General features: G+C 70.2%; 25 protein-coding genes. 17 read left to right on the forward strand and 8 right to left on the reverse strand.

Annotation, left to right across the window (positions count from 1 at the left end; all coding sequences use genetic code 11):
- Positions 1–8 precede the first annotated feature (8 nt).
- Positions 9–1,190: a bifunctional pyridoxamine 5'-phosphate oxidase family protein/GNAT family N-acetyltransferase gene (locus Afe05nite_RS05395; protein WP_203816026.1), complete on the reverse strand. Its 1,182-nt coding sequence runs from the start codon at positions 1,188–1,190 to the stop codon at positions 9–11.
- Between the two features lie 100 nt (positions 1,191–1,290).
- On the opposite strand from Afe05nite_RS05395, the gene Afe05nite_RS05400 reads away from it, so the two are divergent.
- The 8 genes from Afe05nite_RS05400 to rny all read left to right on the forward strand — a co-directional run bounded on the left by Afe05nite_RS05400 (position 1,291) and on the right by rny (position 10,468).
- On the forward strand, positions 1,291–2,637 hold the full coding sequence (locus Afe05nite_RS05400; RefSeq protein ID WP_203815849.1) for an aminotransferase class I/II-fold pyridoxal phosphate-dependent enzyme: 1,347 nt from the start codon (positions 1,291–1,293) through the stop codon (positions 2,635–2,637).
- Positions 2,638–2,680: 43 nt separating this feature from the next.
- Positions 2,681–3,343: a UdgX family uracil-DNA binding protein gene (locus Afe05nite_RS05405; protein ID WP_203815850.1), complete on the forward strand. Its 663-nt coding sequence runs from the start codon at positions 2,681–2,683 to the stop codon at positions 3,341–3,343.
- Positions 3,344–3,356: 13 nt separating this feature from the next.
- The gene (locus Afe05nite_RS05410) at positions 3,357–3,557 is read left to right on the forward strand and encodes a DUF3046 domain-containing protein (protein WP_203815851.1); all 201 of its coding nucleotides are present in this window, start codon (positions 3,357–3,359) and stop codon (positions 3,555–3,557) included.
- A gap of 192 nt (positions 3,558–3,749) precedes the next feature.
- Positions 3,750–4,796, forward strand: coding sequence for a recombinase RecA (recA, locus tag Afe05nite_RS05415; protein WP_203815852.1), 1,047 nt, complete (start codon positions 3,750–3,752; stop codon positions 4,794–4,796).
- Between the two features lie 8 nt (positions 4,797–4,804).
- Positions 4,805–5,614 carry a regulatory protein RecX gene (locus Afe05nite_RS05420; protein WP_239117572.1) on the forward strand — a complete coding sequence of 270 codons (810 nt, stop codon included), beginning with the start codon at positions 4,805–4,807 and terminating at the stop codon, positions 5,612–5,614.
- Positions 5,615–5,820: 206 nt separating this feature from the next.
- The gene (locus tag Afe05nite_RS43610; protein WP_239117573.1) at positions 5,821–6,594 is read left to right on the forward strand and encodes an LPXTG cell wall anchor domain-containing protein; all 774 of its coding nucleotides are present in this window, start codon (positions 5,821–5,823) and stop codon (positions 6,592–6,594) included.
- A gap of 104 nt (positions 6,595–6,698) precedes the next feature.
- A complete protein-coding gene (locus Afe05nite_RS05430) occupies positions 6,699–8,363 on the forward strand; it encodes a hypothetical protein (protein WP_203815853.1) in 1,665 nt (554 codons plus the stop codon).
- Positions 8,364–8,743: 380 nt separating this feature from the next.
- On the forward strand, positions 8,744–10,468 hold the full coding sequence (gene rny / locus Afe05nite_RS05435) for a ribonuclease Y (protein ID WP_203815854.1): 1,725 nt from the start codon (positions 8,744–8,746) through the stop codon (positions 10,466–10,468).
- Between the two features lie 16 nt (positions 10,469–10,484).
- Here the strand turns inward: rny and Afe05nite_RS05440 are convergent, their stop codons facing one another.
- The 4 genes from Afe05nite_RS05440 to Afe05nite_RS05455 form a co-directional block, all read right to left on the reverse strand.
- A complete protein-coding gene (locus Afe05nite_RS05440; protein WP_203815855.1) occupies positions 10,485–11,354 on the reverse strand; it encodes an amino acid ABC transporter permease in 870 nt (289 codons plus the stop codon).
- A gap of 73 nt (positions 11,355–11,427) precedes the next feature.
- Positions 11,428–12,102: an amino acid ABC transporter permease gene (locus tag Afe05nite_RS05445; RefSeq protein WP_203815856.1), complete on the reverse strand. Its 675-nt coding sequence runs from the start codon at positions 12,100–12,102 to the stop codon at positions 11,428–11,430.
- A 59-nt stretch (positions 12,103–12,161) separates the two neighbouring features.
- Positions 12,162–13,028, reverse strand: coding sequence for a glutamate ABC transporter substrate-binding protein (locus Afe05nite_RS05450; protein WP_203815857.1), 867 nt, complete (start codon positions 13,026–13,028; stop codon positions 12,162–12,164).
- 55 nt (positions 13,029–13,083) lie between these two features.
- Entirely contained in the window at positions 13,084–13,827 is a 744-nt protein-coding gene (locus tag Afe05nite_RS05455) for an amino acid ABC transporter ATP-binding protein (protein ID WP_203815858.1), read from the reverse strand.
- Positions 13,828–13,967: 140 nt separating this feature from the next.
- On the opposite strand from Afe05nite_RS05455, the gene Afe05nite_RS05460 reads away from it, so the two are divergent.
- The 3 genes from Afe05nite_RS05460 (at position 13,968) to Afe05nite_RS05470 (ending at position 17,412) form a co-directional block, all read left to right on the forward strand.
- Positions 13,968–14,402 (forward strand): hypothetical protein, encoded by a 435-nt coding sequence (locus tag Afe05nite_RS05460; RefSeq protein WP_239117574.1) that lies wholly within the window; start codon positions 13,968–13,970, stop codon positions 14,400–14,402.
- Positions 14,403–14,423: 21 nt separating this feature from the next.
- Entirely contained in the window at positions 14,424–15,911 is a 1,488-nt protein-coding gene (gene miaB / locus Afe05nite_RS05465; protein WP_203815860.1) for a tRNA (N6-isopentenyl adenosine(37)-C2)-methylthiotransferase MiaB, read from the forward strand.
- Positions 15,912–15,978: 67 nt separating this feature from the next.
- Positions 15,979–17,412 carry a GGDEF domain-containing protein gene (locus tag Afe05nite_RS05470; protein ID WP_203815861.1) on the forward strand — a complete coding sequence of 478 codons (1,434 nt, stop codon included), beginning with the start codon at positions 15,979–15,981 and terminating at the stop codon, positions 17,410–17,412.
- Here Afe05nite_RS05470 and Afe05nite_RS05475 read toward each other — a convergent pair.
- The gene (locus tag Afe05nite_RS05475) at positions 17,402–18,280 is read right to left on the reverse strand and encodes a LysR family transcriptional regulator (RefSeq protein ID WP_203815862.1); all 879 of its coding nucleotides are present in this window, start codon (positions 18,278–18,280) and stop codon (positions 17,402–17,404) included. The genes Afe05nite_RS05470 and Afe05nite_RS05475 overlap by 11 nt on opposite strands.
- Before the next feature lie 71 nt (positions 18,281–18,351).
- Here Afe05nite_RS05475 and Afe05nite_RS05480 point away from each other — a divergent pair, with 71 nt between their 5' ends.
- Positions 18,352–19,293: a threonine ammonia-lyase gene (locus Afe05nite_RS05480; RefSeq protein WP_203815863.1), complete on the forward strand. Its 942-nt coding sequence runs from the start codon at positions 18,352–18,354 to the stop codon at positions 19,291–19,293.
- 31 nt (positions 19,294–19,324) lie between these two features.
- On the opposite strand, the gene Afe05nite_RS05485 is transcribed toward Afe05nite_RS05480, so the two are convergent.
- Positions 19,325–20,533, reverse strand: coding sequence for a DUF349 domain-containing protein (locus Afe05nite_RS05485; protein WP_203815864.1), 1,209 nt, complete (start codon positions 20,531–20,533; stop codon positions 19,325–19,327).
- A 205-nt stretch (positions 20,534–20,738) separates the two neighbouring features.
- On the opposite strand from Afe05nite_RS05485, the gene miaA reads away from it, so the two are divergent.
- Genes miaA through Afe05nite_RS44465 form a run of 4 tightly spaced genes read left to right on the forward strand, consistent with a single transcriptional unit; the run spans position 20,739 to position 23,230 of the window.
- Positions 20,739–21,626 (forward strand): tRNA (adenosine(37)-N6)-dimethylallyltransferase MiaA, encoded by an 888-nt coding sequence (gene miaA / locus Afe05nite_RS05490; protein ID WP_239117575.1) that lies wholly within the window; start codon positions 20,739–20,741, stop codon positions 21,624–21,626.
- Between the two features lie 46 nt (positions 21,627–21,672).
- Entirely contained in the window at positions 21,673–22,506 is an 834-nt protein-coding gene (gene dapF / locus Afe05nite_RS05495) for a diaminopimelate epimerase (RefSeq protein WP_203816029.1), read from the forward strand.
- A complete protein-coding gene (locus tag Afe05nite_RS05500) occupies positions 22,506–23,117 on the forward strand; it encodes a glycerophosphodiester phosphodiesterase (protein WP_203815866.1) in 612 nt (203 codons plus the stop codon). Before dapF ends, Afe05nite_RS05500 begins: the two co-directional genes overlap by 1 nt.
- The gene (locus Afe05nite_RS44465; RefSeq protein WP_275407444.1) at positions 23,114–23,230 is read left to right on the forward strand and encodes a hypothetical protein; all 117 of its coding nucleotides are present in this window, start codon (positions 23,114–23,116) and stop codon (positions 23,228–23,230) included. The genes Afe05nite_RS05500 and Afe05nite_RS44465 overlap by 4 nt, the downstream gene beginning before the upstream one ends.
- Positions 23,231–23,369: 139 nt before the next feature.
- Here Afe05nite_RS44465 and Afe05nite_RS05510 read toward each other — a convergent pair whose 3' ends face one another.
- Positions 23,370–24,830 carry an NAD-dependent malic enzyme gene (locus Afe05nite_RS05510; protein WP_203815867.1) on the reverse strand — a complete coding sequence of 487 codons (1,461 nt, stop codon included), beginning with the start codon at positions 24,828–24,830 and terminating at the stop codon, positions 23,370–23,372.
- 173 nt (positions 24,831–25,003) lie between these two features.
- Here Afe05nite_RS05510 and hflX point away from each other — a divergent pair, with 173 nt between their 5' ends.
- On the forward strand, positions 25,004–26,419 hold the full coding sequence (gene hflX / locus Afe05nite_RS05515) for a GTPase HflX (protein WP_203815868.1): 1,416 nt from the start codon (positions 25,004–25,006) through the stop codon (positions 26,417–26,419).
- Positions 26,420–26,529 lie beyond the last annotated feature (110 nt).

The following is a 26,529-nucleotide window of genomic DNA, read 5'->3' on the forward strand; positions in this document are numbered from 1 at the left end:
CCCCGTGCTCAGCCCTCGGCCAACCGAGCGCGTAAGCGCTCCGCGGCCGCGGGCCACTCGCCGGACGTCATCGCGAACACCACCGTGTCGCGCCAGGTGCCGTCAGGTCGAAGGCGCTGGTGCCGGAGAAGGCCGTCGCGGGTGGCGCCCAGCCGGGCGATCGCGTTCTGCGAGCGCTCGTTGCGGATGTCGGTGTACCAGAAGACCTTCTCCGCGCCGAGCGCCTCGAACGCGTGCGCCAGCAGCAACAGCTTGGCCTCGGTGTTGACCCCGGTGCGCCACCACGGGCGGCCGACCATGGTGTGCCCGATGCCGACCGACCGGTTGACCGGGTCGATGTCGTGGTAGGTCGTCACCCCGAGCACCGTGCCCGTGCGCGGGTCGACCTGGGCCCACGGCATCTGGAAGCCGGTCCACTGACGTTGGTGCAGCTCGGCTATGTGCTGTGTCATCTCCGCCACGGTGCGCGGCTGGACGGTCGGCAGGTAACGCCAGACCTCCGGATCGGCGACGGCCTCGAGCAGGCCGGCGGCGTGGCCCGGAGTCAGCGGCTCGAGCCGCACGTGCCGCCCCTCGAGCACCACCGGCTTGACCCAGGGCGAGCCGCCCCCGGGCAGATAGGCCGGCGGCGCGGCAGCCACCCCGGCCTCGGTGCGCGGTGGACCATAGGCCCTCGTCACCGGCAGGACGCCGGCCCACGCCGGCAGCGAGACGTCGTCCGGATCGTCCACCACGCCGTGACTCCTGGACTTGGCCGCGGCCTCGTCGAGCGACAGGGCCAGCACGGCGGTCTCGGCAAGCTCCTTGCGGGTGGGCGGACGCGTCTCCGCGGCCCGGCCCGCTCCGACCTTCTCGGTGAGGGCGCCCATGGCGGCCAGTTTCTCCCGCTCGTCGGTGACCGGCCGAGCGACGCCGTGCACGACCACGGAACGGTAGTTGGCGCTGTGGTGGGCTTGTGATCGCGCGTAGACAATGCCGTCGAGGAGCGTGACGCTCACACAGACCCGCGCCCCCTCGCCGCGGGTCGACAGGCCCATCCGGCCGCCGCTCGACCCGTGCAGATAGAGCGTGTCACCGACGCGGACGTGCAGAGTGGGCAGCACCCGAGGCTCGCCGTCGACCACGAACGCGACCGAACAGTCATATGCCTCGTCGAGGATGGCGTGGGTCAGCTCGGCGTCGTAACTCATCCGATCGCGATAGCGGGTGGCGGTGGTGAGATCCGTCTGGAGCACTGGAGACCTCCTGCGACGCTTGCGTCGTTACCTGTACTAGTACAGAATCTGTCTTGTGTCAGCACAGTATCAGGTCAGCGGCGACAGCGCCGCCGCGATTTCCGCCAGCATCGAGTCGGGCGTCCTGCGGGGCGACTTCGTCTGGGGTGCCGCCCTGCCGCCGATCCGGGTGCTCGCCGGTGACCTGCACGTCAGCCCGGCCACCGTGGCCAAGGCCTATCAGGAGCTGCGACATCGCGGCGTGCTCGAGGCCGACGGCCGGCGTGGCACCCGGGTGCGGTCCCGGCCGTCGATCGCCGGGCCGCGATCGAGCCTGCGCCTGCCGGTGCCCGAGGGGGTGCTCGACCTCTCCTCCGGTGAACCCGACATCCGCTGGCTGCCGCGCATCGACGGGGCGCTGCACGCGGTCGCCGACCTGAGCGGCGCACCGCAGGGTTATGCGGCAGCCGTCGCCATGCCCGAGTTGATCGACATGGCTCGCCCCCGCCTCGCCGCCGACGGTGTGCCGGTCGAGGACGCCGCGATCACCGCCGCCTCGGGCACGCTCGACGCGATCGAGCGCCTGCTCACCGTTCATCTACGGCCGGGCGACGCGGTCGCGGTGGAGGATCCGGGCTGGGCCAACCTGATCGACCTGCTGGCCGCGCTCGACCTGCGCCCGATCCCGGTCACGATCGACCAGGAGGGTCCCGAGGCGGAGTCGCTGGCCGCCGCTCTTCGCGCCGGCGCGCGAGCCGTGGTGGTGACGGTGCGCGCGCAGAACCCGACCGGTGCCGCCCTCTCCGAATCTCGGGCGGGTGCGCTTCGCACGGTTCTGTCCGCGCACGCGCGAGTCCTGCTCATCGAGGATGATCATGCCGCCGAGCTGGCCGGCGCGCCGCTGCACTGCTTGGGCCCGGTCACCGAGTCGTGGGCGTTCATCCGCTCGGCATCCAAACCGTTCGGTCCCGACCTGCGCATCGCCGTCATGGCCGGCGACCAGACCACGATCGCCCGGGTGATGGGCCGCATGCGCCTCGGCACCGGCTGGGTCTCCACCATCCTTCAGCGACTGCTCCTGCGGCTCTGGCTCGACGACGACGTGACGGTCAAGGTCGCGGGCGCCGCCGCCGGCTACGCACGGCGGCGCCGCGCCCTCTGCGACGCACTCTCGGCGCGCGGGTTGACCGCCGAGGGGTCGACAGGCATCAATGCTTGGGTACGCGTTCCGGACGAGACCCGCACGATCGGCCTGCTCCGCGACGCCGGTTACGCGGTGGCGCCCGGTTCCCTTTTCCGGATCGACAGTCCGCCCGGCATCCGCATCACGATCAGTCCGCTCGACGACGCCGACATCCCCCCGCTGGCCGAGGCGGTGGCGGCGGCCGCCGGTCCGGCCGGCCTGCCGTCACCCGCTCGGTGACTCCGCCGTGCATCAGGCCGCCCGATTGGGGTAGAACCGTGAGATGCCAAGGACCGAGGCGCCGGTCGGCGCCCAGCAGTGGGTGCCGCCGCACGCCCGGAGCATCGAGGAGCTCAAGTCGGCCGCCGCCGGCTGCGAGGGGTGCGAGCTCCATGCCGACGCGACGCAGACCGTCTTCGGCCGGGGTGCGCCGCACGCCAAGGTGGTCTTCGTCGGCGAGCAGCCGGGCGACGTGGAAGACCAGAAGGGCCTGCCGTTCGTGGGCCCGGCCGGCCGGCTCCTGCGCGAGGCGGTCGACGACGCCGGCCTCGACCCCGCCGACCTCTACATCACCAACGCGGTCAAGCATTTCCGGTTCGAGCTGCGAGGCACCCGACGCATCCACCAGTCGCCCGGCCCGGCCCACATCACCGCCTGCCGACCGTGGGTGGTGGCGGAGTTCGCGCTGCTCGAACCACAGATCGTGGTCATCCTCGGAGCGACCGCGGGTAAGGCGTTGATGGGTCCGTCGTTCCGGGTAACCCAGCAGCGCGGACACCTGATGCCGTGGCCGGCCTCGGCCCACCACCCGGCGGACTTCCCGGTCGCCGAGGCGCAGGCCCTCGCCACGATCCACCCGTCCGCGGTGCTGCGCGCCGACAATCGGGACGTCGCCTATCAGGGCCTGGTGGACGACCTCAAGGTCGTCGCGGGGGCCGTGCGCTGAGTACGCTTTCGCAGTGCGGTTGACGGATTTCTGGGCGCGGCTCGATCAGGCATTCGGCGGTACCTATGCGCGGAGCCTCGCGACCGATCATTCATTTTCGGGGCTGGGTGACCGGACCATCGAGCAAGCGATTGCGGACGGTGTTGATACCGCTACTATCTGGCGCGCCGTCGTAACCGCGTACCCCGAGCGGGTGCCTTCTCGGCTGCGCTGAGCGAGTTTTCGTACGCTTGTTCTGCGTGTCGTTCGATCTAGAACAGGTGTTCGGCTATTGTCCACAGCGGCCCTGGTCATCCACAGCTCCGAGCAGGGCGGCAGATTTTTGTCATACCCACCGCATACCTTGTAGCGCGTGGTGAACAGAGGCTCAGCGAAGGCGCCGGCGAAATCGACAGGGGTGGCGGACATGGTGGCAGGACCTGACCGAGATAAAGCTCTCGATCTGGCGCTGGCTCAGATTGACAAGCAGTTCGGTAAGGGATCGGTTATGCGGCTCGGGGAGCGGCCGGTCGTCGAGACCGCCATCATCCCCACCGGTTCCATCGCGCTGGATGTGGCGCTCGGTGTCGGCGGCCTGCCGCGCGGCCGGGTCATCGAGATCTATGGTCCCGAGTCCAGCGGTAAGACGACGGTCGCCCTGCACGCGGTGGCCAACGCACAGCGCAACGGCGGCATCGCGGCGTTCATCGACGCGGAGCACGCCCTCGACCCGGAATACGCGAAGGCGCTCGGCGTCGACACCGACGCCCTGCTCGTCTCCCAGCCCGACACGGGTGAGCAGGCACTCGAGATCGCCGACATGCTGATCCGCTCCGGTGCGCTCGACATCATCGTCATCGACTCGGTGGCGGCGCTCGTGCCCCGCGCCGAGATCGAGGGCGAGATGGGCGACAGCCACGTCGGTCTGCAGGCCCGGCTGATGAGCCAGGCCCTCCGCAAGATCACCGGCATCCTGAGCAACTCCGGCACTACGGCGATCTTCATCAACCAGCTGCGCGAGAAGATCGGCGTCATGTTCGGCTCGCCCGAGACCACGACCGGTGGCCGCGCGCTGAAGTTCTACTCCTCGGTCCGCCTCGACGTGCGCCGCATCGAGAGCCTGAAGGACGGCACCGACGTCGTCGGCAACCGCACCCGGGTCAAGGTGGTCAAGAACAAGGTCGCCGCGCCGTTCAAGCAGGCCGAGTTCGACATCATGTACGGCAAGGGCATCTCCCGCGAGGGCTCGCTGATCGACGTCGGCGTCGAGCAGAACATCATCCGCAAGTCCGGCGCCTGGTACACGTACGACGGTGACCAGCTCGGCCAGGGCAAGGAGAAGGCGCGGGAGTTCCTCAAGGAGAACCCCGACGTCGCGGCCGAGATCGAGAAGAAGATCCTCGAGAAGCTCGGGGTCGGCCAGACCACCGGCGACGCCGCCGGCGGCCCTGAGCTGCCGCCGGTCGACTTCTAGGCAACCGCATGGCCGGACGACGCGGCGCACGGTCCGGGCGCGGATGGGATGCCCTTCCGCCCCGGCCCGCTCGCCGGTCCACCGATGAGCACCCGCCCGGCGAGCAACTCGGCGACGAGCCGGAACGCGGCAACGTTCCCGGCCGCCGCCGAGGCTCGCCGGGCGGAAATCCCCCCACATCCGACTCCGCCGCCGCCCGCTTCGGCGGGTCCGGTTCCAGCGCGTCCGGTTCCAGCGCGTCCGGTTCCAGCGCGTCCGGTTCCAGCGCGTCCGGCTCTCGCGGGTCCGAGCTGAGCGAGTCGGAGCGCGCGCGGGAGATCTGTCTGCGCCAGTTGGCGGTCCGGCCGCGTACGCGGGCTGAGCTCGCCAAGGTGCTGGCCCGCAAGGAGATCTCCGACGAGGTGATCGCCGAGGTCCTCGACCGCTACGACGAGGTCGGCATCATCGACGACGCGGCGTTCGCCCGTGCCTGGGTGTCCACCCGGCACCAGGGCCGGGGCCTGGCCCGTCGTGCCCTCGCCAACGAACTGCGCCAGCGCGGCGTGCCCGCCGAAGTGGCCGGCGAGGCGCTCGACGCGCTCGACGACGAGGACGAGGCCGCGACTGCCCGAGCCCTGGTCGACCGCAAGCTGCGCACCGCGACCGGTGCACCCGATGCGGTCTTCCGCCGGCTGGTCGGCATGTTGGCCCGCAAGGGTTACCCGGCCGGGGTGGCGATCCGGGCGGTGAAGGACGCATTGGCGGACCGCGATGCCGAAGCGGCCGAGTTCGCCGACGGGATAGACGCCGACGCGATGTCCGACGAGCCGACCGACTGACCGTGCTGACTGGCCCGCCGGTGGGGTCTGTGCTGCGTGCGGGCCCGATAGGCATTCATGGCCGGCCACGGTGAGGAATGTCCATATTGTTGACCATGGATGGCGCGGCCTGCGGACTTTCGGCTAGGTTGCTTCCCTGATCGCGGGGGCGATTGTCCACACCGGAGTCGTGTCGGCCCCCGCTGATGGACGAAACGGGGACAGACATGCGCATCAACCAGCTTGCACGCCGGCGCGGACTGCGCGCCGTCGCGAAACTCGGTGTGCTCGTCGGAGCGATCGGTGTGGCCACGCTCGCCGGGCCGCAGGCCGCCGGGGCGGCCGCCGCCCAGCACACCGCACACAGCGTGGTGATCCTCGCCGAACAGGGCACGGGTGCCACCGCCGCCGAGGACGGCGACACCCCGACGGAACCCGGCACCGGTGGCGGCGGCACCCCGACCGATCCGGGTACGGGCGGTGGCGACACCCCGACCGATCCCGGCACGGGTGGCGGCGGCACCCCGACCGACCCGGGAACCGGCGGTGGCGGTGACGGCGGTGGCGGTGACGGTGGCGGCACCACCAACCCGCCCGGCAACGGGGGTGGCGGCGACACCCCACCCGGCAACGGCGGCCCGGGGGACACCCCCACCACCAAGCCGACTTCCGGTACGGGTGGCGGCTCCAGCAATGGCGGCAAGGGCAACGGCGGCACCAGTAACGGTGGCAAGAGCAACGGCAGCAAGGGCAACAGCAAGGGCAACAGCAAGGGCAATGGTGGTAAGGGCAGCGGCGGTGGCTCGTCCCACGGCGGCGGCACCTCTGACGGCAACAACGACACTTCCGGCAGCGGCGGGGGCTCCGACGACGGCGACGGCGGCGGCCTGCCGGTGACCGGCAGCAACGCGATCGGCCTGGCCGGGGTGGGTGCGGCCATCGCCGCGGGCGGTGTCGGCCTGGTGTTCTTCACCCGGCGCCGCAAGGAGTCGGCGTCCTGACCCACCGACCGTAGAAAGTCACCCGTCCGGCCGCGGCCACAACCGCGGCCGGACGGTCTTCTCAGGACATCGGCGTTGGCCACTGCCTGGTAATCTGCTGCCTCGTGACCGAAGACTCGCAGAACCGTGTGCGGGGCTACGGCCCGTTCCAGGAACATCCCGCGCCGACCGAACAGACCGCCGCGCACGACGCGGCCGCTTCCGCCGATCCGGCCGCCTCCCCGACCCTGCCCGAGCTTTCTGCGGCCTCCACCCACCCGCCGCCCGGCCCGGAGCAACACCCGTCGGCCCCCACCCTGCCGACCTCGACCGCTCCGCATGGCGCCGCGCCCACTGCCGCGCAGCCACCCGCGGGCACCTACCCGTCAGCCGAGGCGCAGGCCGGCGGTGCCTATCCGCCCGGCGACGCTTATCCGCTCGGCGATCCCTATTCGTCCAGTGGCACGTATCTGCCCGGCGGCGCCTACGCGTCAGACGACACCAACGCGCCCAGCGACTCCTATCGGCCCGGCGACGCCCCGCTAGGCGACGCCGCGCTAGACGACGCCCGGCGAGGCGCTGCCGATCCAGTAGATGATTTCTATTTGTCCGGTAACGATGGATCGCAGCCGCCGAGTTCCGGGAGCACCCGACCGGAGACCCCGAGTGCCGGCACGGCCCAACCGGAGCCGCTGATCCCTGGCGGCGCCGACTCGGAGCCCTCGGGTTCCGTCCCGACCGGCGGCGGCTCCTATAGCTACGGCCCGTTCCAAGGCGGCGCACCGGCTCCGCACCAGGAAGGCGCTCCCTACCTGCCCGACGGCAGTCCCGCATCCGGCAGCGCCTACCCAACCAACGGCGTCCCGGCCAGCGGCGTCCCAACCAGCGGCGCCCCGATGAGCGGCGCCCCGATGAGCGGCGCGCCCGCGAGCGGGATCCCGATCAGCGGCGGCCCGATGAGTGGCGGTCCAACCAGCGGGATCCCGGCCAGTGGCGGCTCCTATGGCTATGGACCATTCCGCGGTGCGGCGAACAATGACAATTGGGACGCCAGTAGCGCGGAACCGGTCGATCCGTTCGGGCTGCCGCCGTCGTCGTTTTCCGGGCGCCGCATCGAACCGAGCCCGCCCCCGGACCGCAGCCGCCTGATCGTCGGCGTGGCCGCGGGTCTGGTTGCCGGGCTGCTGCTTTTCGGAACGGGCGGCTGGTTCGCGGGTCGGGCGACGGCGCCGGAAGTGGCCGCGCCGGCAACTGTGGCGGCGAGCGGGCCGGCGCCGGCGGGTTCGCTCGGGGTGTTCGAGCAGAGTCAGGTGGCGATCAACCAACCTGATTTTGACGGGACCGGACTGACCACGATCTCGCAAGGCTGGATGCCCTATTTGTCGAGTTGCAGCCGGAGTGGGCGGCCGGGTGGGCCGGCGCTCAATGATGGGGAGGCCCATCGGGTTCGCTGCACGATGGCGGGCATGTCGGCGATTTTCGTGGAATACAAGTCGCTTGCCGATCGGGACAAGGCCCGGGTGCGCACTCTCGGCCAGAACGTGGATGCGAGAACACTCACACCCGGTGCAGGTCCGTCGGTGGAGCGGCCGACCCCGTCGAATCGGACACGCGGCAACTACGTTGAGTACGCGTACTCGCTCACGGAGAGTGGCACCACGCGAACGGTGGCCGGGATCTGGTGGGACGACGCGCAAACGCCCATAGCTGCCTATCTCCTCGCGTACTGGAAAGATGGGATCGGCGAACGCTGGGAGCCGATGCGCGATCTCTGGTCCCGGTACGCCTGAAATGCCCACCACGATCGTGAGCTGCGCGTAAGCGGGTCTGTGCCCTACGTCCCATCCGGGGGCGAATCATGGATCCTTGACCGAAGTGGCACTCGCGACCTAGCCTCGCGTTACACAAGGTGTGTTCGACCATCGCATGCAACACGCACAACATAGAACGCATTACATTACGGCATCACTTGTGACCTCACGGGTCATGTAGATATGAAGCAGGCAGCACCCACAAGACGTCATAACAGCTCGGCGTGCCCTCGAGGTGCACGTCGCAGCCCGGCGCAACCTGCAACAGGTGATGTCGGCGTGCGTGAGCCTTGGTCGGGCATCCCGCAGACAGCCTGCGCGCGCACGACGCGCGAGGCGGCGAAGGGAGACGCGGCGAGATGACCGCCCCGTACTGGGTGCTCGTGGTGGCAATCGTCGTCCTCGGCGCGTTGGTGGTCGCCGGACTTGTGTTCGGTGCGCGGGCCCTGCGCCAGATGCAGAGCGACCGGGCCGACGCCCAGCAACGCGAGGATCAGGCGGTCGGGGCGGCCGAGGCCAAGGTCGCCGACGCAAATGCCAAAGCCGCTTCCGTACGAGCCGAGGTCGCCGCCGCCAAGGCCGAAGCCACCTCGGCGCGGGCCGAGGCCCGCCGGGTTCTGGAGGACGCGCACAGCGAGGCCGACACGATCCTGGAGCGCGCCCACCGCCAGGCCGAGGCCGACGCCGAGCAGGTCCGCACGGCCGCCCGCCGGTCCGGTGAGCGTGAGGTGGCCCTGCTCAACGCCACCGCGAAGGAGCAGGCCGCCGAGGTGGAGCGCCGGGCCGCCCGGATCGACGAGCGGGAGCGCCTGCATGCCGACGAGGTGGAGCGCCTGGTCGAGCGGGAGCGCCGGCTGGTCGGTCAGGACGCCGACCTGGCCAAGCGGGAAAGCGCTCTCGTCGCCCGCGAAGCCGAGGTCAAGCAGCAGGAGGAGCAGAAGCGGCGCGAGCTGGAGCGGATCGCCAGCCTGACCGCCGAGGCCGCGCGCACCGAGCTGGTGTCGGACATCGAGGCCCAGGCCAAGCGGGAAGCCGCGATCATGGTGCGGGACATCGAGAGCGACGCCAAGAACACGGCCGACAGCCGGGCCCGCCGCATCGTCGTCGACGCCATTCAGCGGATCGCCAGCGAGCAGACCGCGGAGAGTGTGGTCAGCGTCCTGCACCTGCCGAGCGATGAGATGAAGGGCCGGATCATCGGTCGGGAGGGCCGCAACATCCGGGCCTTCGAGTCGGTCACCGGCGTCAACCTGATCATCGATGACACCCCCGAGGCGGTGTTGTTGTCGTGCTTCGACCCGGTGCGCCGGGAGGTCGGCCGACTGACGCTGGAGAAGCTGGTGCTCGACGGCCGCATCCACCCGCACCGCATCGAGGAGGTCTTCGACAGCGCGAAGAACGAGGTGGACCGGCTCTGCGACCGGGCCGCCGAGGAGGCGCTCGTCGACGTCGGCATCACCGACATCCACCCGGAGCTGGCGAAGTTGCTGGGCCGGTTGCGCTACCGCACCAGCTACGGGCAGAACGTGTTGAAGCACCTGGTGGAGACCGCGCACATCGCCGGGATCATGGCGGCTGAGCTGGGCCTGGACGTCCCGTCGATGAAGCGGGCCGCCTTCCTGCACGACATCGGCAAGGCGCTGACCCACGAGGTGGAGGGCAGCCACGCGCTTATCGGCGCCGACCTGGCCCGCAAGTACGGCGAGTCCGAGGACGTCGTGCACGCGATCGAGGCGCACCACAACGAGGTGCCGCCGCAGACCATCGAGGCGGTTCTCACCCAGGCCGCGGATGCCTGCTCGGGCGGTCGCCCGGGGGCCCGGCGGGAGAGCCTCGAGGCGTACGTCAAGCGTCTGGAGCGGATCGAGGAGATCGCCGCCGGCAAGGTCGGGGTGGAGAAGGTCTTCGCGATGCAGGCCGGCCGGGAGATCCGGGTGATGGTACGCCCGGAGGACATCGACGACATCGGCGCGGCCGTGCTGGCCCGGGATGTCGCGAAGCAGATCGAGGAAGAGTTGACCTACCCGGGCCAGATCCGGGTGACCGTGGTTCGCGAGTCACGAGTCACCGAACTGGCCCGGTAAAGGACACTGAGAGTAATCAGGCCCCGGTGGTCTGATCGGTGGCGCCGGCCAGGACCCGGGTGGTCCGCGGGGCCTTGCCGCTGCGCCGGGTGCGCTTGCTGAGCCAACCGGCCACGGCGGTGAGCGTCGCGTTGACCGCGATGTAGATGGCGGCGGCCACCATCGCGGCCTGGATGACGTTGCCGAAGTTGGCGGCGACGTTGTTGACGCCCATCTGGAGCAGCTCGTTGTAGCTGATGATGTAGCCGAGCGCGGTGTCCTTGACCAGCACCACGAGCTGGCTGACGATCACCGGCAGCATGGCGCGGGCGGCCTGCGGGATGAGGATCTGCCCCATCACCTGGCCCTTGCGCATGCCGATCGCGTACGCCGCCTCGCTCTGCCCCGGCGGCACCGACCGCACGCCCGCGCGGAAGGCTTCGGCCAGGACCGACCCGTTGTAAAGCGTCAGCGCGATGACGACGGCCCAGAGCGGGGACATCGGCTGCTCGGTGACGAACGGGATGCCGAAGAAGATGAAGAACATCATCAACAGCAGAGGTACGGCCCGGAAGAACTCGACGACGATGCCCGCCGGGATGCGCACCCACCGGTGGTCGGAGAGCCGGCCGACGGCGAAAAGGATGCCGAAGGCCAGCGACAGGACCATGGCGATCGCGGCGGCCTGCAGGGTGCCCTTCAAGCCGGGCAGGATGTAGTCGGTCCAGGTGCTGCTCTGCGTGAACGGCTTCCACAGGGTGCCCGCCCACTGGCCCTTGACGTCGAAGCGGTGGTAGATCCAGTACAGCAACGCGACGAGCGCGATGCCGAAGACGACCGTGAAGATCCGGTTGCGGGCGCGGGCGCGCGGGCCGGGGTGGTCGTAAAGAACCGCGTCGGTGCTCATGACGAGGCTCCGCTTCGCTCCGGCCGGACACGAGACCCGGCGCTGAGCCGAATTGTTCGCTCGCTGCGCTCGCTCACCGCTTCACCGCCATCTTGTTGGCCAGCCAGCCGAAGCCGTAGCCGGTCGGGATCAGAACCACGGCGAAGGTGCCGGCGAAGACGAAGAAGATCTGGAAGACCGCCTGGCCGTTCGAGTTGATCAGCTCTTTCATGGCGTTGGAGGACTCCATGAGGCCGATCGTGCCGATGATCGTGGCGTTCTTGCAGAGCGCGATGAGGATGCTGCCGAGGGGCGCGATCACGGCCCGGCCGGCCTGGGGCAACACGATCATCGTGAGCGTCTGCCGGAACGTCATGCCGATCGCTCGGGCCGCCTCGGCCTGCCCGGGCGGCACGGTGTTGATGCCGGAGCGGATCGCCTCGCAGACGAACGCGGCGGTGTAGACCGCGAGGCCGACGACGCCGAGCCAGAAGTTGTTCAGCTCGAGGTCGTCGGAGAAGACGACGCCGAGCGTGGAGTAGAGGCCGAAGTAGCAGAAGAAGACGATCAGCGTCAGCGGCGTGTTCCGGAAGATGTTCACCCACGCCGCGCCGAAGCCGCGTAGCACCGGGATGGGGGAGACGCGGAAAGCCGCCAGCAAGGTGCCGATCACGACGGCGCCGAGCGTGCCGACGAGCGTGAGCTTGAGAATCCAGAGGAACCCGGTCACATAGACGTCGAGGTTGTCCGCATCGGAGAAGACGTCCATGCGCCGCCCTTCAAAGAAAGCGGGGCCGGAGGACCGGCCCCGCCGTCGAGATCTTCAGTTCAGGAGCAGTTGGTCAGCTTCGAGACGTCCAGGTCGGCAGCGGCCTTGCCGCTCTTGCCGAGGGTGTCGTCCCAGGCCTTCTTGTAGGACCCGTCGGCCGCGGCGGCCTTCAGGATGTCGTTGATCTTGTTGCAGCCCGCGGTGTCGTCCTTCTTCAGACCGATGCCGTACGGCTCGGTGCTGAACGGCTTGCCGACGACCTTGAACTTGCCCGCGTACTGCTCCTGGGCGGCGTAACCGGCCAGGATGATGTCGTCGGTGGTGACCGCGTCGACCTGACCGCCGGCGAGCGCCGTCACGCACTTCGAGTACGAGTCGAACTGCTGCAGCTGGGCCGACTTGTAGTCGGTCTGGATGCGCTTGGCCGGCGTGGAACCGCTGACCGAGCAGACCTTCTTGCCGGCGAGCGCGTCGGGGCCGGTGATCGTCGAGGCGGTCGGCACGAGCAGGTCCTGACCGGCGATGTAGTACGGCCCGCCGAAGTTGACCTTCTGCTTGCGCTCGTCGTTGATCGTGTAGGTGGCCACCACGATGTCGACCTGGCCCTGCTGGATGTACGGCTCGCGGTTGGCCGAGACCGTCGTCTTCCAGGTGATGCCGCTCTCCTCGACGCCGAGACCCTTCGCGATCAGCTTGCCGATCTCGATGTCGAAGCCGGTGTAGGTGCTGCCGGTCTGCAGGCCGAGGCCGGGCTGGTCGGCCTTGACGCCGATGGTCAGCTTCTTGTCCTTCTCAGCCTTGCCCACGATGCCGGAGGCGCCGCTGCCGCTGCCGCCACTGGAACCGGAGTCGTCCCCGCCGCAGGCCGCCACGGTCAGTGCCATGGTCATTGCACCGAAAACCGCTGCCAATCGGGTGATGCGCATGATTACGCTCCTCGAAATCGTTACTACCGCTATGGACGAAGAGTGCTTTGCGTTGTCAATGCGTAAGGATTTTCGACAGGAAGTCCTTGGCGCGATCGCTTTTCGGATTGGCGAAGAACTCGGTCGGCGGTGCTTCCTCGACGAGTTGACCATCGGCCATGAAGACCACCCGGTTGGCCGCGTGCCGGGCGAAGCCCATCTCGTGGGTGACCACCACCATGGTCATCCCCTCCCGGGCCAGCGACGTCATGACGTCGAGCACCTCGCCCACCATCTCGGGGTCGAGGGCGCTCGTCGGCTCGTCGAAGAGCATCGCCTTGGGCTGCATCGCGAGGGCTCGCGCGATCGCCACCCGCTGCTGCTGGCCACCGGAGAGCTGGGCCGGGAACTTCTCCGCCTGGTTGCCGATGCCGACCCGGTCGAGCAGCGCCATGGCCCGCTCGCGGACTTCGACGGGCTTCTCCTTACGCACCTTGACCGGTCCGAGCATGACATTCTGCAGGATGGTCTTGTGCGCGAAGAGATTGAACGACTGGAACACCATGCCGACCTCGCTGCGCAGGCGGGCGAGGGATTTGCCCTCCTCCGGCAGCGGTTTGCCGTCGAACGTGATGGTGCCCGAACTGATCGGCTCAAGTCGATTGATGGCGCGGCAGAGCGTGGACTTGCCAGACCCGGACGGTCCGATCACGACGACCACCTCGCCACGGGCGACGGACATGTTCACGTCGTCGAGCACGTGCAGTGGGCCGAACCATTTGTTGACGTTCTCGAGGACGATGAGAGCCTCGTCGGACACTGTCGAACCACCGTCCGTTCGTCGCGGATCACCCGGATGGGCACACTCTAATTGGACCGTTGTATCGGTTCACACCGAGAATGGTCACGGAGCGGTAACTTAACTGATGGAAGGCCCGGAGATTGTCCAGCATGTTCGGTATGGCTGACGGGGACCCGACACCCGGCCTGTGGAACTGGGCGATCGGAAATCGAATTGATGCGGAACGAGTGCACGGCGCGATCGCCGGTGCGCTGGAACGCAACGTGGGTCCGCTGGGCACGGACGGCGCGATCATGTGCGACGTCTACCGGGTGGGTGGCGACTTCCCGACACTCGCCGACGTCTACCTGGCTCCGGCCGGGGTCGACGAGGCCACCGCCGCGAGCGCCGTCGCGGTCCGGCTGGAGACCGCGGTCCTGCTTGCCGACGACACTCTCGACCCGACGAGGTACGTGCTGGCCGAGCCGGACGGCACGCTGCGGCCGGTGCACGTCGACGAGATCGAGACCGACGACGGCCCCGAGCGGCGTGGGCTGCGCCCCTGCACCGGCGGCGATTGTGACCGTACGCCGGAGCGGCCCGCCGCCGCCTAAGCAGTACCCTGGTCAATTGCCATGACTATCGAAGACCTCGGCACCCGGCGCACCTATGACGTGCGCACCTATGGCTGCCAGATGAACGTGCACGACAGTGAGCGCATCTCCGGCCTGATGGAGGATGCGGGCTACGTGCGTGCCGCCGATCCCGAGGCGGCCGACGTCGTGGTCTTCAACACCTGCGCGGTCCGGGAAAATGCCGACAACCGCCTCTACGGCAACCTCGGTCACCTGCGCCCCACCAAGCTCAAGCACCCCGGCATGCAGATCGCCGTGGGCGGCTGCCTGGCCCAGAAGGACCGCGGCGACATCGTCAAGAAGGCGCCCTGGGTCGACGTCGTCTTCGGCACCCACAACATCGGCTCGCTGCCGGCGCTGCTGGAGCGGGCCCGGCACAACGAGGCGGCCGAGGTGGAGATCCTCGAGTCGCTCGAGGTGTTCCCGTCGACCCTGCCGACCAAGCGTGAGTCGACCTACGCCGGCTGGGTGTCGATCTCGGTGGGCTGCAACAACACCTGCACGTTCTGCATCGTGCCGGCGCTGCGCGGCAAGGAGAAGGACCGGCGCCCCGGCGAGATCCTGGCCGAGGTCGAGGCATTGACCAAGGAGGGCGTTCTCGAGGTCACGCTGCTCGGGCAGAACGTCAATTCGTACGGCGCGGAGTTCGGTGACCGGCTCGCGTTCGGCAAGCTGCTGCGCGCCACCGGCGACATCGAGGGGCTGGAGCGGGTGCGGTTCACCAGCCCGCACCCGAAGGACTTCACCGACGACGTGATCGCCGCGATGGCCGAGACGCCGAACGTCTGCCACTCGCTGCACATGCCGTTGCAGTCCGGCTCCGACCGAGTCCTCAAGGCCATGCGGCGCAGCTACCGCCAGGAGAAGTACCTGGGGATCATCGAGAAGGTCCGGGCCGCGATGCCGGACGCCGCGATCACCACCGACATCATCGTCGGCTTCCCCGGCGAGACCGAGGAGGACTTCGAGCAGACCCTCGAGGTGGTCCGCCGGGCCCGCTTCTCCAGCGCCTTCACCTTTCAATATTCCAAGCGGCCGGGCACGCCCGCCGCGACGATGCCGGAGCAGGTGCCCAAGGCGGTCGTGCAGGACCGCTACAACCGGCTGATCGCCCTCCTCGAGGAGATCACCTGGGCCGAGAACAAGAAACTCGTGGGCAAGAAGGTCGAGGTGCTGGTCGCGGTCGGTGAGGGTCGCAAAGACGAGCGTACGGGCCGGATGAGTGGCCGGGCCCGGGACGGCCGGCTGGTCCACTTCGCGACCGGCGATCTCGCGCCCCGTCCCGGCGACATCGTCGAGACCGTGCTCACCTACGCCGCCCCGCACCACCTCAACGCCGACGGCGAGCCGCTGTCGCACCGGCGCACCCGGGCCGGCGACGCGTTCGAGGCCGGCCGCACCCCCAAGCTCAAGGGTGTCTCGCTGGGCCTGCCCACGGTCGGGGTGCCGGCTCCGCTGCCGGCCACGAGCGGTGGCTGCGCGCTCTGAAATTGCCTGCCGGCAAGCAATGAGCCGCCGATAGGCGGAAGTGCTCACCTTCGGCGGTCGGCGGCCGATGAGCGGTCCTGTGCTGATCTTCCGCCTCTACGCCGCCGTCGCGGGCGTCGTGGTGGCGACGTACCTGCTCATCCCGTACGACATCCGCGGTATTCCGTTCTTGATCTTGACGATCAGCGTCGTGCCGGCGGTGATCGTGTCGCTGCGCCGGGCGCCGAAGGGCGCCCGGCTGGCGTGGTGGGTGCTGCTGGCCTCGGCGATCTCCTACAACCTCGGCAACTTCGTGTGGATCTGGATGGTCACCTGGGGCGGCCGGGTCAGCGGGGACGGCACCGTCGCCGATCTCTTCCTGCTCACCGGTGGTGGCCTCACGCTCGCCTCGGCACTGGTCGTGGTGCGGCAGCGCGGCCGCGGCGACACCGGCGGCATCATCGACTCGGTGATCACCGCGGTGGCGCTGTCCGGGCTGCTGTGGGACGCGGTGATGCTGCCCGCGATGACCGCCCACGACCTCTCGGTCACGCGGCAGGCCGGCACGTTCGTCAACGTGTTCCTGATGGCCGGTGCGCTGGGGGCGCTGGTGCGGGTCTCGGCCGTCGCCGACCGGCGGATGGCGCCGGTGTGGCTGCTCACCGCGGGCAACTTCCTCGCCCTGATGGGCACCGTGACCGGCACGTTCGCGTTCGACGCCAACGGTGTGCGCGCCGACTGGACGAACATGGTCTACCTGGGCGCCTATGCGACGCTCGGCTGCGCGGCCCTGCACCCGGCGGTGTCCGAGCTGGCCGAGCGGGGCCCGCGCCCGGTGGACGACCTGAGCAACGGCCGGCTGACCTTCCTCGGCTTCATGCTGGCGCTGGGCCCGCTGATCGGCGGCGGCCGGGCGATTCTCGGCCTGCCCACCGACGGGGTGCTCATCGCGCTCTCCTCGGCCGGCCTGGTTCCGCTGGTCATGATGCGGATCGCGCGGTTGTCGGCGGCCCGCCGCGAGGCCGAGCGGGCGCTGCACCGGCTGGCCACCTCGGACCCGCTCACCGGGTTGCCCAACCGGGCGGCCTGCGTCGCCCGGATCGACCAGGAGCTGCGGAACGGCCCGGACGGGCTGGCCGTGCTCTTCTGCGACCTCGACGGCTTCAAACCGGTGAACGACCGCCTCGGTCACGCCGCCGGGGACGATCTGCTGGTCGCGGTGGCCGAGCACCTGCGGGCCGGAATGCGTGACGGTGACCTGGTGAGCCGGTTCGGCGGGGACGAGTTCGTGATCATCTGCCGGGGACCCGGCGCGGTCGAGGCGGTCGCCGAGCGGATCGACGGCCTGGCCGCTCGCGAGTTGGCCGCGGCCGGCGAACGGGTGCGCATCGGGGTCAGCGTCGGCGTCACCTATGCCCGGCCCGGCGACGACACCGACGACGTGCTCACCCGGGCCGACCTGGCCATGTACGACGCCAAGAAGTCGAAGGCGATCGGCGCGCTCAGCCTGGTCACGGCGTAGCGGCGGCCCGGCGCAGGTGCTCCAGCAGCGCCGCGGTGGCCGGTGGATCGGGCGGCTCGCCGTGCACGGCGGCCAGGATGCGGCGGCCCGGCCCGGGGAGCCGCACGGTGCGGACCCGGTCGTCGCGGTGGGCGGCCAGGGCGAGCGCGGGCAGCGTGGTCACCCCGAGACCGGCCGCGACCAGGCTCTGCACCGCCACGTAGTCGTCGGTCGTGAACCGGATGTCGGGCGTGAAGCCCTCGGCCGCGCAGGCCCGCACCAGTTCGTCCCGGCAGCGCTCGCAACCGCCGATCCAGGGCCGGTCACGGTGGTCGCGCAGGCTTCCGCCGGGCCAGTCGGGCGGCGTGACCAGGTGCATCGGCTCGTCCGTCAGCATCTCGTGCCGCACCCCGGCCAGATCGGGTTGCGGCCCGCCCGGATGGGCGAACAGCAGGGCCACCTCGACCGCACCGCTGCGCAGCGCTCGCATCGCCGCCGGCGGCTCGGCCTCGGCGAACCGCAGATCAATCGACGGGTACGCGGTGAGGAAGCCGGCCGCCGCGGCGGGCACGAACGTGCCCAGCGCCGACGGGAACGCGGCCAGCCGCACTCGCCCCGCCCGTAGCCCGGTGTGTTCGGCCAGCTCGTCCTCGGCCGCGGCGAGCCGGCCCAGGATCTCCTCGGCCCGGTCGGCGAGCACCCGGCCGGCCTCGGTGAGCCGGATGCCTCGACCGGCCCGCTGCACCAGTCGGCTGCCGGTCTCGGCCTCGAGCCGGGCGAGGTGATGACTGACCGACGGCTGCGCGTAGTGCAGGGCCTGGGCGGCGGCGGTGACCGAGCCGTGCCGGGCGACCGCCACCAGCACTCGAAGCCGGGTGACGTCAAGCATCAACCAAATCTATCGGTTTCCACGAAGATGGGCATTGGACCTATGGGTCGGTACCGGTCGACGATCTACCCATGGAGCTCACCTACGCCGACGTCCGCGCGGCCCGCGAGGTCGTCCGCCGTCACCTGCCGCCCACCCCGATGTGGTCCTACCCGCTGCTCGACCGCACGACCGGCGCGACGGTGCTGGTCAAGCACGAGAACACGCAGCCGGTCGGGGCGTTCAAGGTGCGTGGCGGCCTGACCCTGCTCGCCGCCCGGCCGGACCGCGCTCGTGGCACGGTGACCTATTCGACCGGCAACCACGCGCTGTCCCTGGCGTACGCGAGTCAGGTCTTCGGCGCACCCTGCACGGTCGTGATGCCGGCGGCCGCCAATCCGGCGAAGGCGGCCGCGGTCGAGGCGCTGGGCGCGACGGTGGTGCTGACCGGTGCCGGTCTGGCCGCCGCCGAACAGCACGCGGTGCGGCTCGCCGCCGAGACCGGCGCTCGCCTGGTGAGCCCCGGAGACACCCTCGAGCTGCTGGCCGGGGTCGGCACCCTCTATCAGGAGATCTTGGAAGCCCGCCCCGACCTGGACGCGATAGTCGTGCCGGTCGGCAGCGGTACGGGCGCGGCCGCCGCCACAGTCGTGGCCAAGGAGTTGGCCCCGAGGTGTCAGATCATCGCCGTGCAGTCGGCTTCGTCGCCCGCCGCCCACGACTCCTGGCGTGACCAGTCGCCGGTGGTACGGCCGAACCGGACACGCGTCGACGGGTTGGCGACCGGCCGGGGTTTCGCCCTGCCGCAGCACCACATGCGTGATCTCGCGGACTTCGTGCTGGTCACCGACGACCAGATCACCGTGGGCCGGCGGGTGCTGGCCCGGGACGCGCACACCCTCGCCGAAGGGGCCGGCGCCGCGCCGCTGGCCGCCGTGCTGGCGGACCCGGAGCGCTTCGCCGGCCGGACGATCGCGGTTGTCTGCACCGGTGGCAACGCGTCACCGGCCGAATTGGCGTCTTTGTCGGATTAAGCGGAGTGAGCGGAGTGAGCGGAGTGAGCGCCTAGTTGGCCTGCTCGGCGAGAGCGAGGAACTGCTTCTTGGAAGCAAGCGCCTGCTCGGCCTCCTTGATGCGGCGGTTGTCGCCGGCCGCCTGCGCGCGGGCCAGCTTCTCCTCCGCCTCGGCGACCTGCTCGCGCATCTGCCGCAGCAGCGGGTTGTCCTGCGGGGTGGTCTTGCGCCACGCCGAGTCCATCGCCACCCGGATGCGCTCCTCGGCGGCCCGCCAGCGACGGTCGAGCGACACCGACGCCTCGCGCGGCACCCGGCCCGCGTCGTGCCATGCGGCCTGGGCGTCCCGCAGCTTGTTCTGCGCGGCGCGCGGGTCGGCGTCGACGTCGACCGCCTCGAGCTCGGTGAGGATGGCCTGCTTCTTGTCGAGGTTGCCCTTGTACTCCGCGTCACGTGCGGAGAAGACCTCGCTACGCCGGGTGAAGAAGGCGTCCTGCGCCGCCCGGAACCGCTCCCAGAGGCGCTGCTCGGCCTCCTTGGCGGCGCGGGGCGCGGCCTTCCACTCGGTCATGAGCTCCTTGAGCCGGTTGGCGGTGCTCGACCACTCGCCCGACTCGGCCAGGCTCTCGGCCTCCTTGACCAGCTCCTCCTTCGCCGTCTGGGCCTGCTTGCGCTGGCCGTCGAGGGTGGCGAAGTGGGCGCCCCGGCGGCGGGTGAAGCCGTCCCGGGCGGCGGCGAAGCGCTTCCACAGCTCGCCGTCGGTCTTCTTGTCGACGCCGCGGATCGTCTTCCACTCGTCGAGGATCTCCTTGAGCCGGTCGCCGGCCGTCTTCCAGCCGGTGGCGTCGGCGGCGATCTTCTCGGCCTCTTCGACGAGGGCGGTCTTGCGGGCCAGGGCCTCGCCACGGGCCACCTCGCGGGCGGCACGGGCCTCCCCGGCCTTCTCGTCGGCGAGGCCGGCGAGCTTGTCGAGACGGGAGGCGAGCCCGTCGATGTCGCCGACCACGTGCGCTTCGGGCAGCTCGGTGCGCAGCCGCTTCACGGTGGTCAGCGAGTGCGACGCGTCGGCCGCGCCGGACTTGAGGCGGGCCTCGATGAGGTCGACCTCGGTGACGAGGTCGGCGAAGCGCCGGGCGAAGTGAGCCAGGCCCTCCTCGGGGGTGCCCGCCTGCCAGGAGCCGACCACTCGGTCGCCCTCCGCGGTCTTCACGTACACGGTGCCGTCGGCATCCACGCGCCCGAAGGCCGTCCAGTCGCTCATAACCCGTCCTCAGTCTCCCGGCGCCCACCCCCGGACCATCGGGGGCAACCACCGCCATAGCGCAGTCGAAGGCCGATAGCTTCTCATCGGCATTCTTTCTCGCGCATTGTCACAGGTCCAACCCGGTTGTGGGGAAGCGCCCGCCGATGACCGTGGCCAAACCTTGTCCTACGGTTGCTTTGTGCCGTCAAGAGTGGTTCCGCGGGTGATCACTGTCGTGGGACCGACCGCCGCGGGAAAATCCGCCCTGAGCATCGCTCTCGCCCATGAACTGGGTGGTGAGGTGGTGAACGCCGACTCCATGCAGCTCTATCGGGGGATGGACGTGGGCACCGCGAAGCTGACGGTCGCCGAGCGGGCCGGCGTTCCGCACCATCTGCTAGACATCTGGGACGTGACGGTGCCGGCGGCGGTCGCCGAATATCAACGGCTGGCCCGGGCGGCGATCGACGACATCCTGGCTCGTGATCGGGTTCCGCTGCTGGTCGGCGGGTCGGGACTGTACCTGCGCGCGGTCCTGGAGGAGTTCGAGTTCCCGGGCACCGACCCGGCGATCCGCGCCCGGCTGGAGGCCGAGCTGGCGGCCGGCGGCCCGGCCCCGCTGCACGAGCGCCTCCGGCAGCGCGATCCGGCCGCGGCCGAGAACATCCTGCCCTCCAACGGCCGGCGGATCGTCCGGGCGCTCGAGGTCATCGAGCTGACCGGCAGACCGTTCACCGCCACCCTGCCGCAGCCCACCCCGCACTACGACGCGCTGCAGATCGGGGTCGACCGCCAGGCCGCCGCCCTCGACGAACGGATCGCGCGCCGGGTCGATCTCATGTGGGCCGGCGGCCTGCTCGACGAGGTACGCGCGTTGATCCCGCTCGGCCTGCGCGACGGCCGCACCTCGTCCCGCGCGCTGGGCTACCAGCAGGCGCTCGCCGAACTCGACGGCGAGCTCTCGACCGAGCTGGCGAAGGCGAGCACGGTGCAGGGCACGCGGCGGTTCGTGCGCCGGCAACGTTCCTGGTTCAAGCGCGACAAGGCGATCCACTGGCTCGACGGGGCCGGGGACAACCTCGTGGCGGACGCGCTGGCGCTTGCGAGATGATTGCAGCGTGCGATTCCCTGAGCCGACCTCCGGCGGAGAAACCCAGATCAAGTTCACGAAGGGCCACGGAACCGGCAACGACTTCGTGCTCGTCAGTGACCCGGACGGCGCTCTCACACTGACCCCCGCGCAGGTCGCGGCGCTCTGCGACAGGCGGTTCGGCATCGGTGCCGACGGCGTGCTGCGCGTCGTGCGCACCGCCAAGGACCCGGACGGCGCGGCGGTCGCGGCCGACGCCGAGTGGTTCATGGACTATCGCAACGCCGACGGCTCGATCGCCGAGATGTGTGGCAACGGCGTGCGTGTCTTCACCCGCTTCCTGGTGTCGAGCGGGCTCGCCACGCCCGGCCCGGCGGGCCTGCCGGTGGCGACGCGAGCCGGCGTCGTGGTCGCGGTGCTCGAGGGCGACTCCATCCGGGTGAACATGCCGACCCCGCGGGTGTACGCGGCCAGCACCGCCACCACCGGCCCGCTGACCTTCCCCGGGATAGCCGTCGACTGCGGCAACCCGCACCTGGTCTGCGTCCTGCACGACGGCGTCGAACTGCCGTCGCTCGACCTGACCGTGGCCCCCGGCTTCGACCCGGCCCTGTTCCGCTCCGGGGTCAACGTCGAGTTCGCCGTCGCCGCCGAGCCGATCGAGGGCTTCGACCTGCACCTGGCGATGCGCGTCTACGAGCGCGGCTCGGGGGAGACCCTGTCCTGCGGCTCGGGCGCGCTGGCGGTCGGCGCCGTGGCGCTGCGCGACGCGGGCCGGTCCACCGGCACCGTCGCGGTCGACGTGCCCGGTGGCCGGTTACTGGTCACCCACGACGCCGACGACCGCTGGTGGCTGGCCGGCCCGGCGGTGCTGGTGGCGAACGGCGAAACGCTCGGCTGATGCGCCACCGCATCGGGCAGCGCGGCTATTCGGCCGTGGCGCCGGAGAACACGCTGCCCGCCTTCGCCGCCGCCGTCCGCGCGGGCGCCACCCATGTCGAGTTCGACGTGCGGACCACCGCCGACGGCGTACCGGTGGTCATCCACGACCGCACCCTGGACCGCACGACGACCGCCTCCGGCTATGTCGGGGACAGACCGGCTTCGATGGTTTTGTCACTTGACGCGGGTTCGTGGTTCTCCCCGGCCTACGAGGGCGTCCGGGTGCCCCGCCTCGCGACGACCCTCGACCTGCTGGCCCCGGCGGCCGCCGAGATCCTCCTCGAGTTCAAGTCACCGGTCACCGTCGACCAGGTCGAAGTGATAGTCGAGCTGATCGCCGGGCACGACCTGTTCGACCGCACGACCATCCAGGCCGTCAACCCCGACGTGGTCGCGATGGTCCGTGCCGCCGCCCCGCAGATGCGCCGTGGCCTGCTGCGCGAGGGCGTCGCCGACAACACCGTCCCGCTGGCCCTCGAGCTCGGCGTCTCCTGCTGCAACCCGTCGGTCGACGACGTGCTGGCCGCCCGGCGACGGTCGACCGACTGCTCGCCCACGGCATCGAGGTGACGCCGTGGACGGCCAACGAGACCGCGCAGTGGACCGCCCCGGCGCGGACCGGCGTGACCGGCCTGATCACGGACCGGCTCGGCGAGTTCATCGGGTGGCTGGACGGGCGGTGACCCGGCCACCGGGACCGCCGGCGGGCCGGGCCGGCCATCGGGCCGGGTCGGCCATCGGGACCGGGCCGGGGGCCGGGGACGGCCTTGACCCACCGCTCAGGCCGTCCCGGAACCAGGCGACTCGTCGTCGCCCGTACTGTCAGAAGGTTTCTTCCGGGGCCGCGTCGAGTTCGGCCTCGGGGACCGCGGCCGGGTTGTGCGGGGCGTGGCCCCCGCGGACGACCGCGCGGATCGCGGCGGCCACCGCCGGGGTGACCTTCGGGTCGAAGACGCTGGGGACGATGACCGTCGGGTTGATCTTGTCCTCGCCCACCACGTCGGCGATCGCGCGGGCCGCGGCCAGCGCCATCTCCTCGGTGAACTCCTCGGCGCTCACGTCGAGCATGCCGCGGAAGACGCCGGGGAAGGCAAGCACGTTGTTGATCTGGTTGGGCTGGTCCGAGCGGCCGGTCGCGACCACCGCGGCGTGCTGACGAGCCTCCCGGGGGTCGACCTCGGGATCGGGGTTGGCCAGCGCGAACACGATCGACCGGTCGGCCATCTTGGCGATGTCGGCGCCGGTCAGCAGGTTGGGCGCGCTCACCCCGATGAAGACGTCGGCGCCCTCGATCGCGCCGGGCAGGTCGCCCACGAAGTTCGCCTTGTTGGTGTGCTCGGCCAGCCACTGCCAGTTCGGGGTCAGGTCGGGCATGCCGCGGTGCAGAGCGCCCTTCCGGTCGTACGCGATGATGTCGCCGACGCCCTGCCGCAGCAGCAGTTTCATGATCGCCGTGCCGGCCGCGCCGGCGCCGGAGACCACCACCCGCACGTCCTGCAGCCGCTTGCCGACCACCCGCAGCGCGTTGGTCAGCGCGGCCAGCACGCAGATCGCGGTGCCGTGCTGGTCGTCGTGGAAGACCGGGATGTCGAGCTGCTCCCGCAGCCGGGCCTCGATCTCGAAGCACCGCGGGGCGGCGATGTCCTCCAGGTTGATGCCGCCGTAGGCCGGCGCGATCGCCTTGACGATGCGCACGATCTCGTCGGTGTCCTGGGTGTCGAGCACCACCGGCCACGCGTCGACGCCGCCGAACCGCTTGAACAGCGCGGCCTTGCCCTCCATCACCGGCATGGCCGCGGCCGGCCCGATGTTGCCGAGCCCGAGAACCGCCGAGCCGTCGCTGACCACGGCCACGGTGTTGCGCTTGATCGTCAGGCGACGCGCGTCGGCCGGGTTCTCCGCGATGGCCATGCAGACCCGGGCCACCCCGGGGGTGTACGCCCGGGACAGCTCGTCACGGTTGCGCAGGGCGACCTTCGAACTCACCTCGATCTTGCCGCCCAGGTGGAGCAGGAAGGTGCGGTCCGACACCTTCCGGACATCCACCCCGTCCTGTTCCTCGAGCTGCTTGACGACCTGGTCGGCGTGCCCCGAGTCGGCGGTGTCACAGGTCAGGTCGACGAGCACCTGGGTAGGGTTGGAATCGACCACGTCGAGGGCCGTCACGATCGCGCCGGCCTCGCCGACACAGGTGGTGAGGCGGCCGATGGACGAGGCGTCAGCGGTAACGGCGATGCGGATCGTGATCGAGAATCCTGCGCTGGGCAGGCGGGTGGTCACCACGGTGTGTCCTCCGGCGTCGGCAAGTGCTTCACCGCATTCTTGCGCTTCCGGAGCAGCGGTTTCCAATCCGGTGGTTACTGGTGAGTCATACACGGAACGTCAACTCTTGGCCCGCTTATGTAGATGCGCCCGCTCCCAGGACGTGCCACGATCGGTCTGAGGAGGTCATTTTTTTGCGAGACATCTATCAGGCACCCGTCCTCGACGAGATCGATCCCACGACGGGCGACCTCGAGCTGGAGGAGCGGCATTCACTGCGCCGGGTCGCCGGCCTGTCGACCGAGCTCACCGACATCACCGAGGTCGAGTACAGGCAGCTCCGCCTCGAGCGGGTGGTGCTTGTCGGCGTCTGGACCGAAGGCTCGGTGACCGATGCCGACAACTCCCTGACCGAGCTGGCCGCGCTGGCCGAGACGGCCGGTTCGCAAGTGCTCGAGGGCCTCATCCAGCGGCGTGGGCGGCCCGACGCGGCCACCTTCATCGGCCGGGGCAAGGTCGACGAGCTGCGCGACGTGGTGCTGGCCACCGGTGCCGACACGGTCATCTGCGACGGCGAGCTGTCCCCGTCCCAACTGCGCAACCTCGAGCAACAGGTCAAGGTCAAGGTCGTCGACCGCACCGCGCTGATCCTCGACATCTTCGCCCAGCACGCGAAGAGCAAAGAGGGCAAGGCCCAGGTCGAGCTGGCTCAGCTGCAATACCTTCTGCCGCGCCTGCGCGGCTGGGGTGAGACGCTGTCGCGGCAGAGCGGTGGTTCCGGTCGTGGCGGCGGCGCCGGTGGCGGCGTGGGTCTGCGCGGTCCCGGTGAGACCAAGCTCGAGACCGACCGGCGGCGCATCAACCAGCGCATCTCTCGCCTGCGGCGCGAGATCAAGGCCATGCGGACCGTACGGCAGACCAAGCGTTCCCGGCGGCAGGCGAGCGGCGTCCCCGCCGTGGCCATCGCCGGTTACACCAACGCCGGCAAGTCGAGTCTGCTCAACCGGCTGACCCAGGCCGGCGTGTTGGTGGAGAACGCACTGTTCGCCACCCTCGACCCGACCACCCGGCGCACCGAGGCCGAGGACGGCCGAGTCTTCACGCTGTCCGACACGGTGGGCTTCGTCCGGCACCTGCCGCACCAGATCGTCGAGGCGTTCCGCTCGACGCTCGAGGAGGTGGCGGAGGCCGACCTGGTCGTGCACGTGGTGGACGGTGCGCACCCCGACCCCGAGGGTCAGGTGAGCGCCGTGCGCGAGGTGCTCGGCGACGTGGGCGCCGACCGCATCCCCGAGCTTCTGGTCATCAACAAGATGGACGCCGCCGACGAGGAAACCATTCTGCGGCTCAAGCGTCTCTGGCCGGAGGCGGTCTTCGTGTCGGCGCGCAGCGGGGCCGGCATCGCCGAGCTGCAGACGGCGATCGCGGCCCGGTTGCCACGCCCGGCGGTCGACCTGCGTGTCCTCCTTCCGTACGACCGAGGGGACCTGGTCGCCCGGATTCATCGGACCGGTCAGGTGCTCAACACCCGCTACACGGATGATGGCACCGAGCTGCAGGTGCGGGTCGGCGAGCACCTCGCCGCCGAGCTGGAATCGTATCGACACTGAGAGTGTGGGCCCTGACCAGGCTTGATCCACGCGTAACACCGGTTCGAGACGCCGCATGCGACACTGATCGGATGCGGCGTCTCGTGTTTCCGGCTATTGCGGCCATAGGG

The sequence above is a fragment of the Paractinoplanes ferrugineus genome (assembly GCF_016862195.1).
Lineage (GTDB): Bacteria > Actinomycetota > Actinomycetes > Mycobacteriales > Micromonosporaceae > Actinoplanes > Actinoplanes ferrugineus.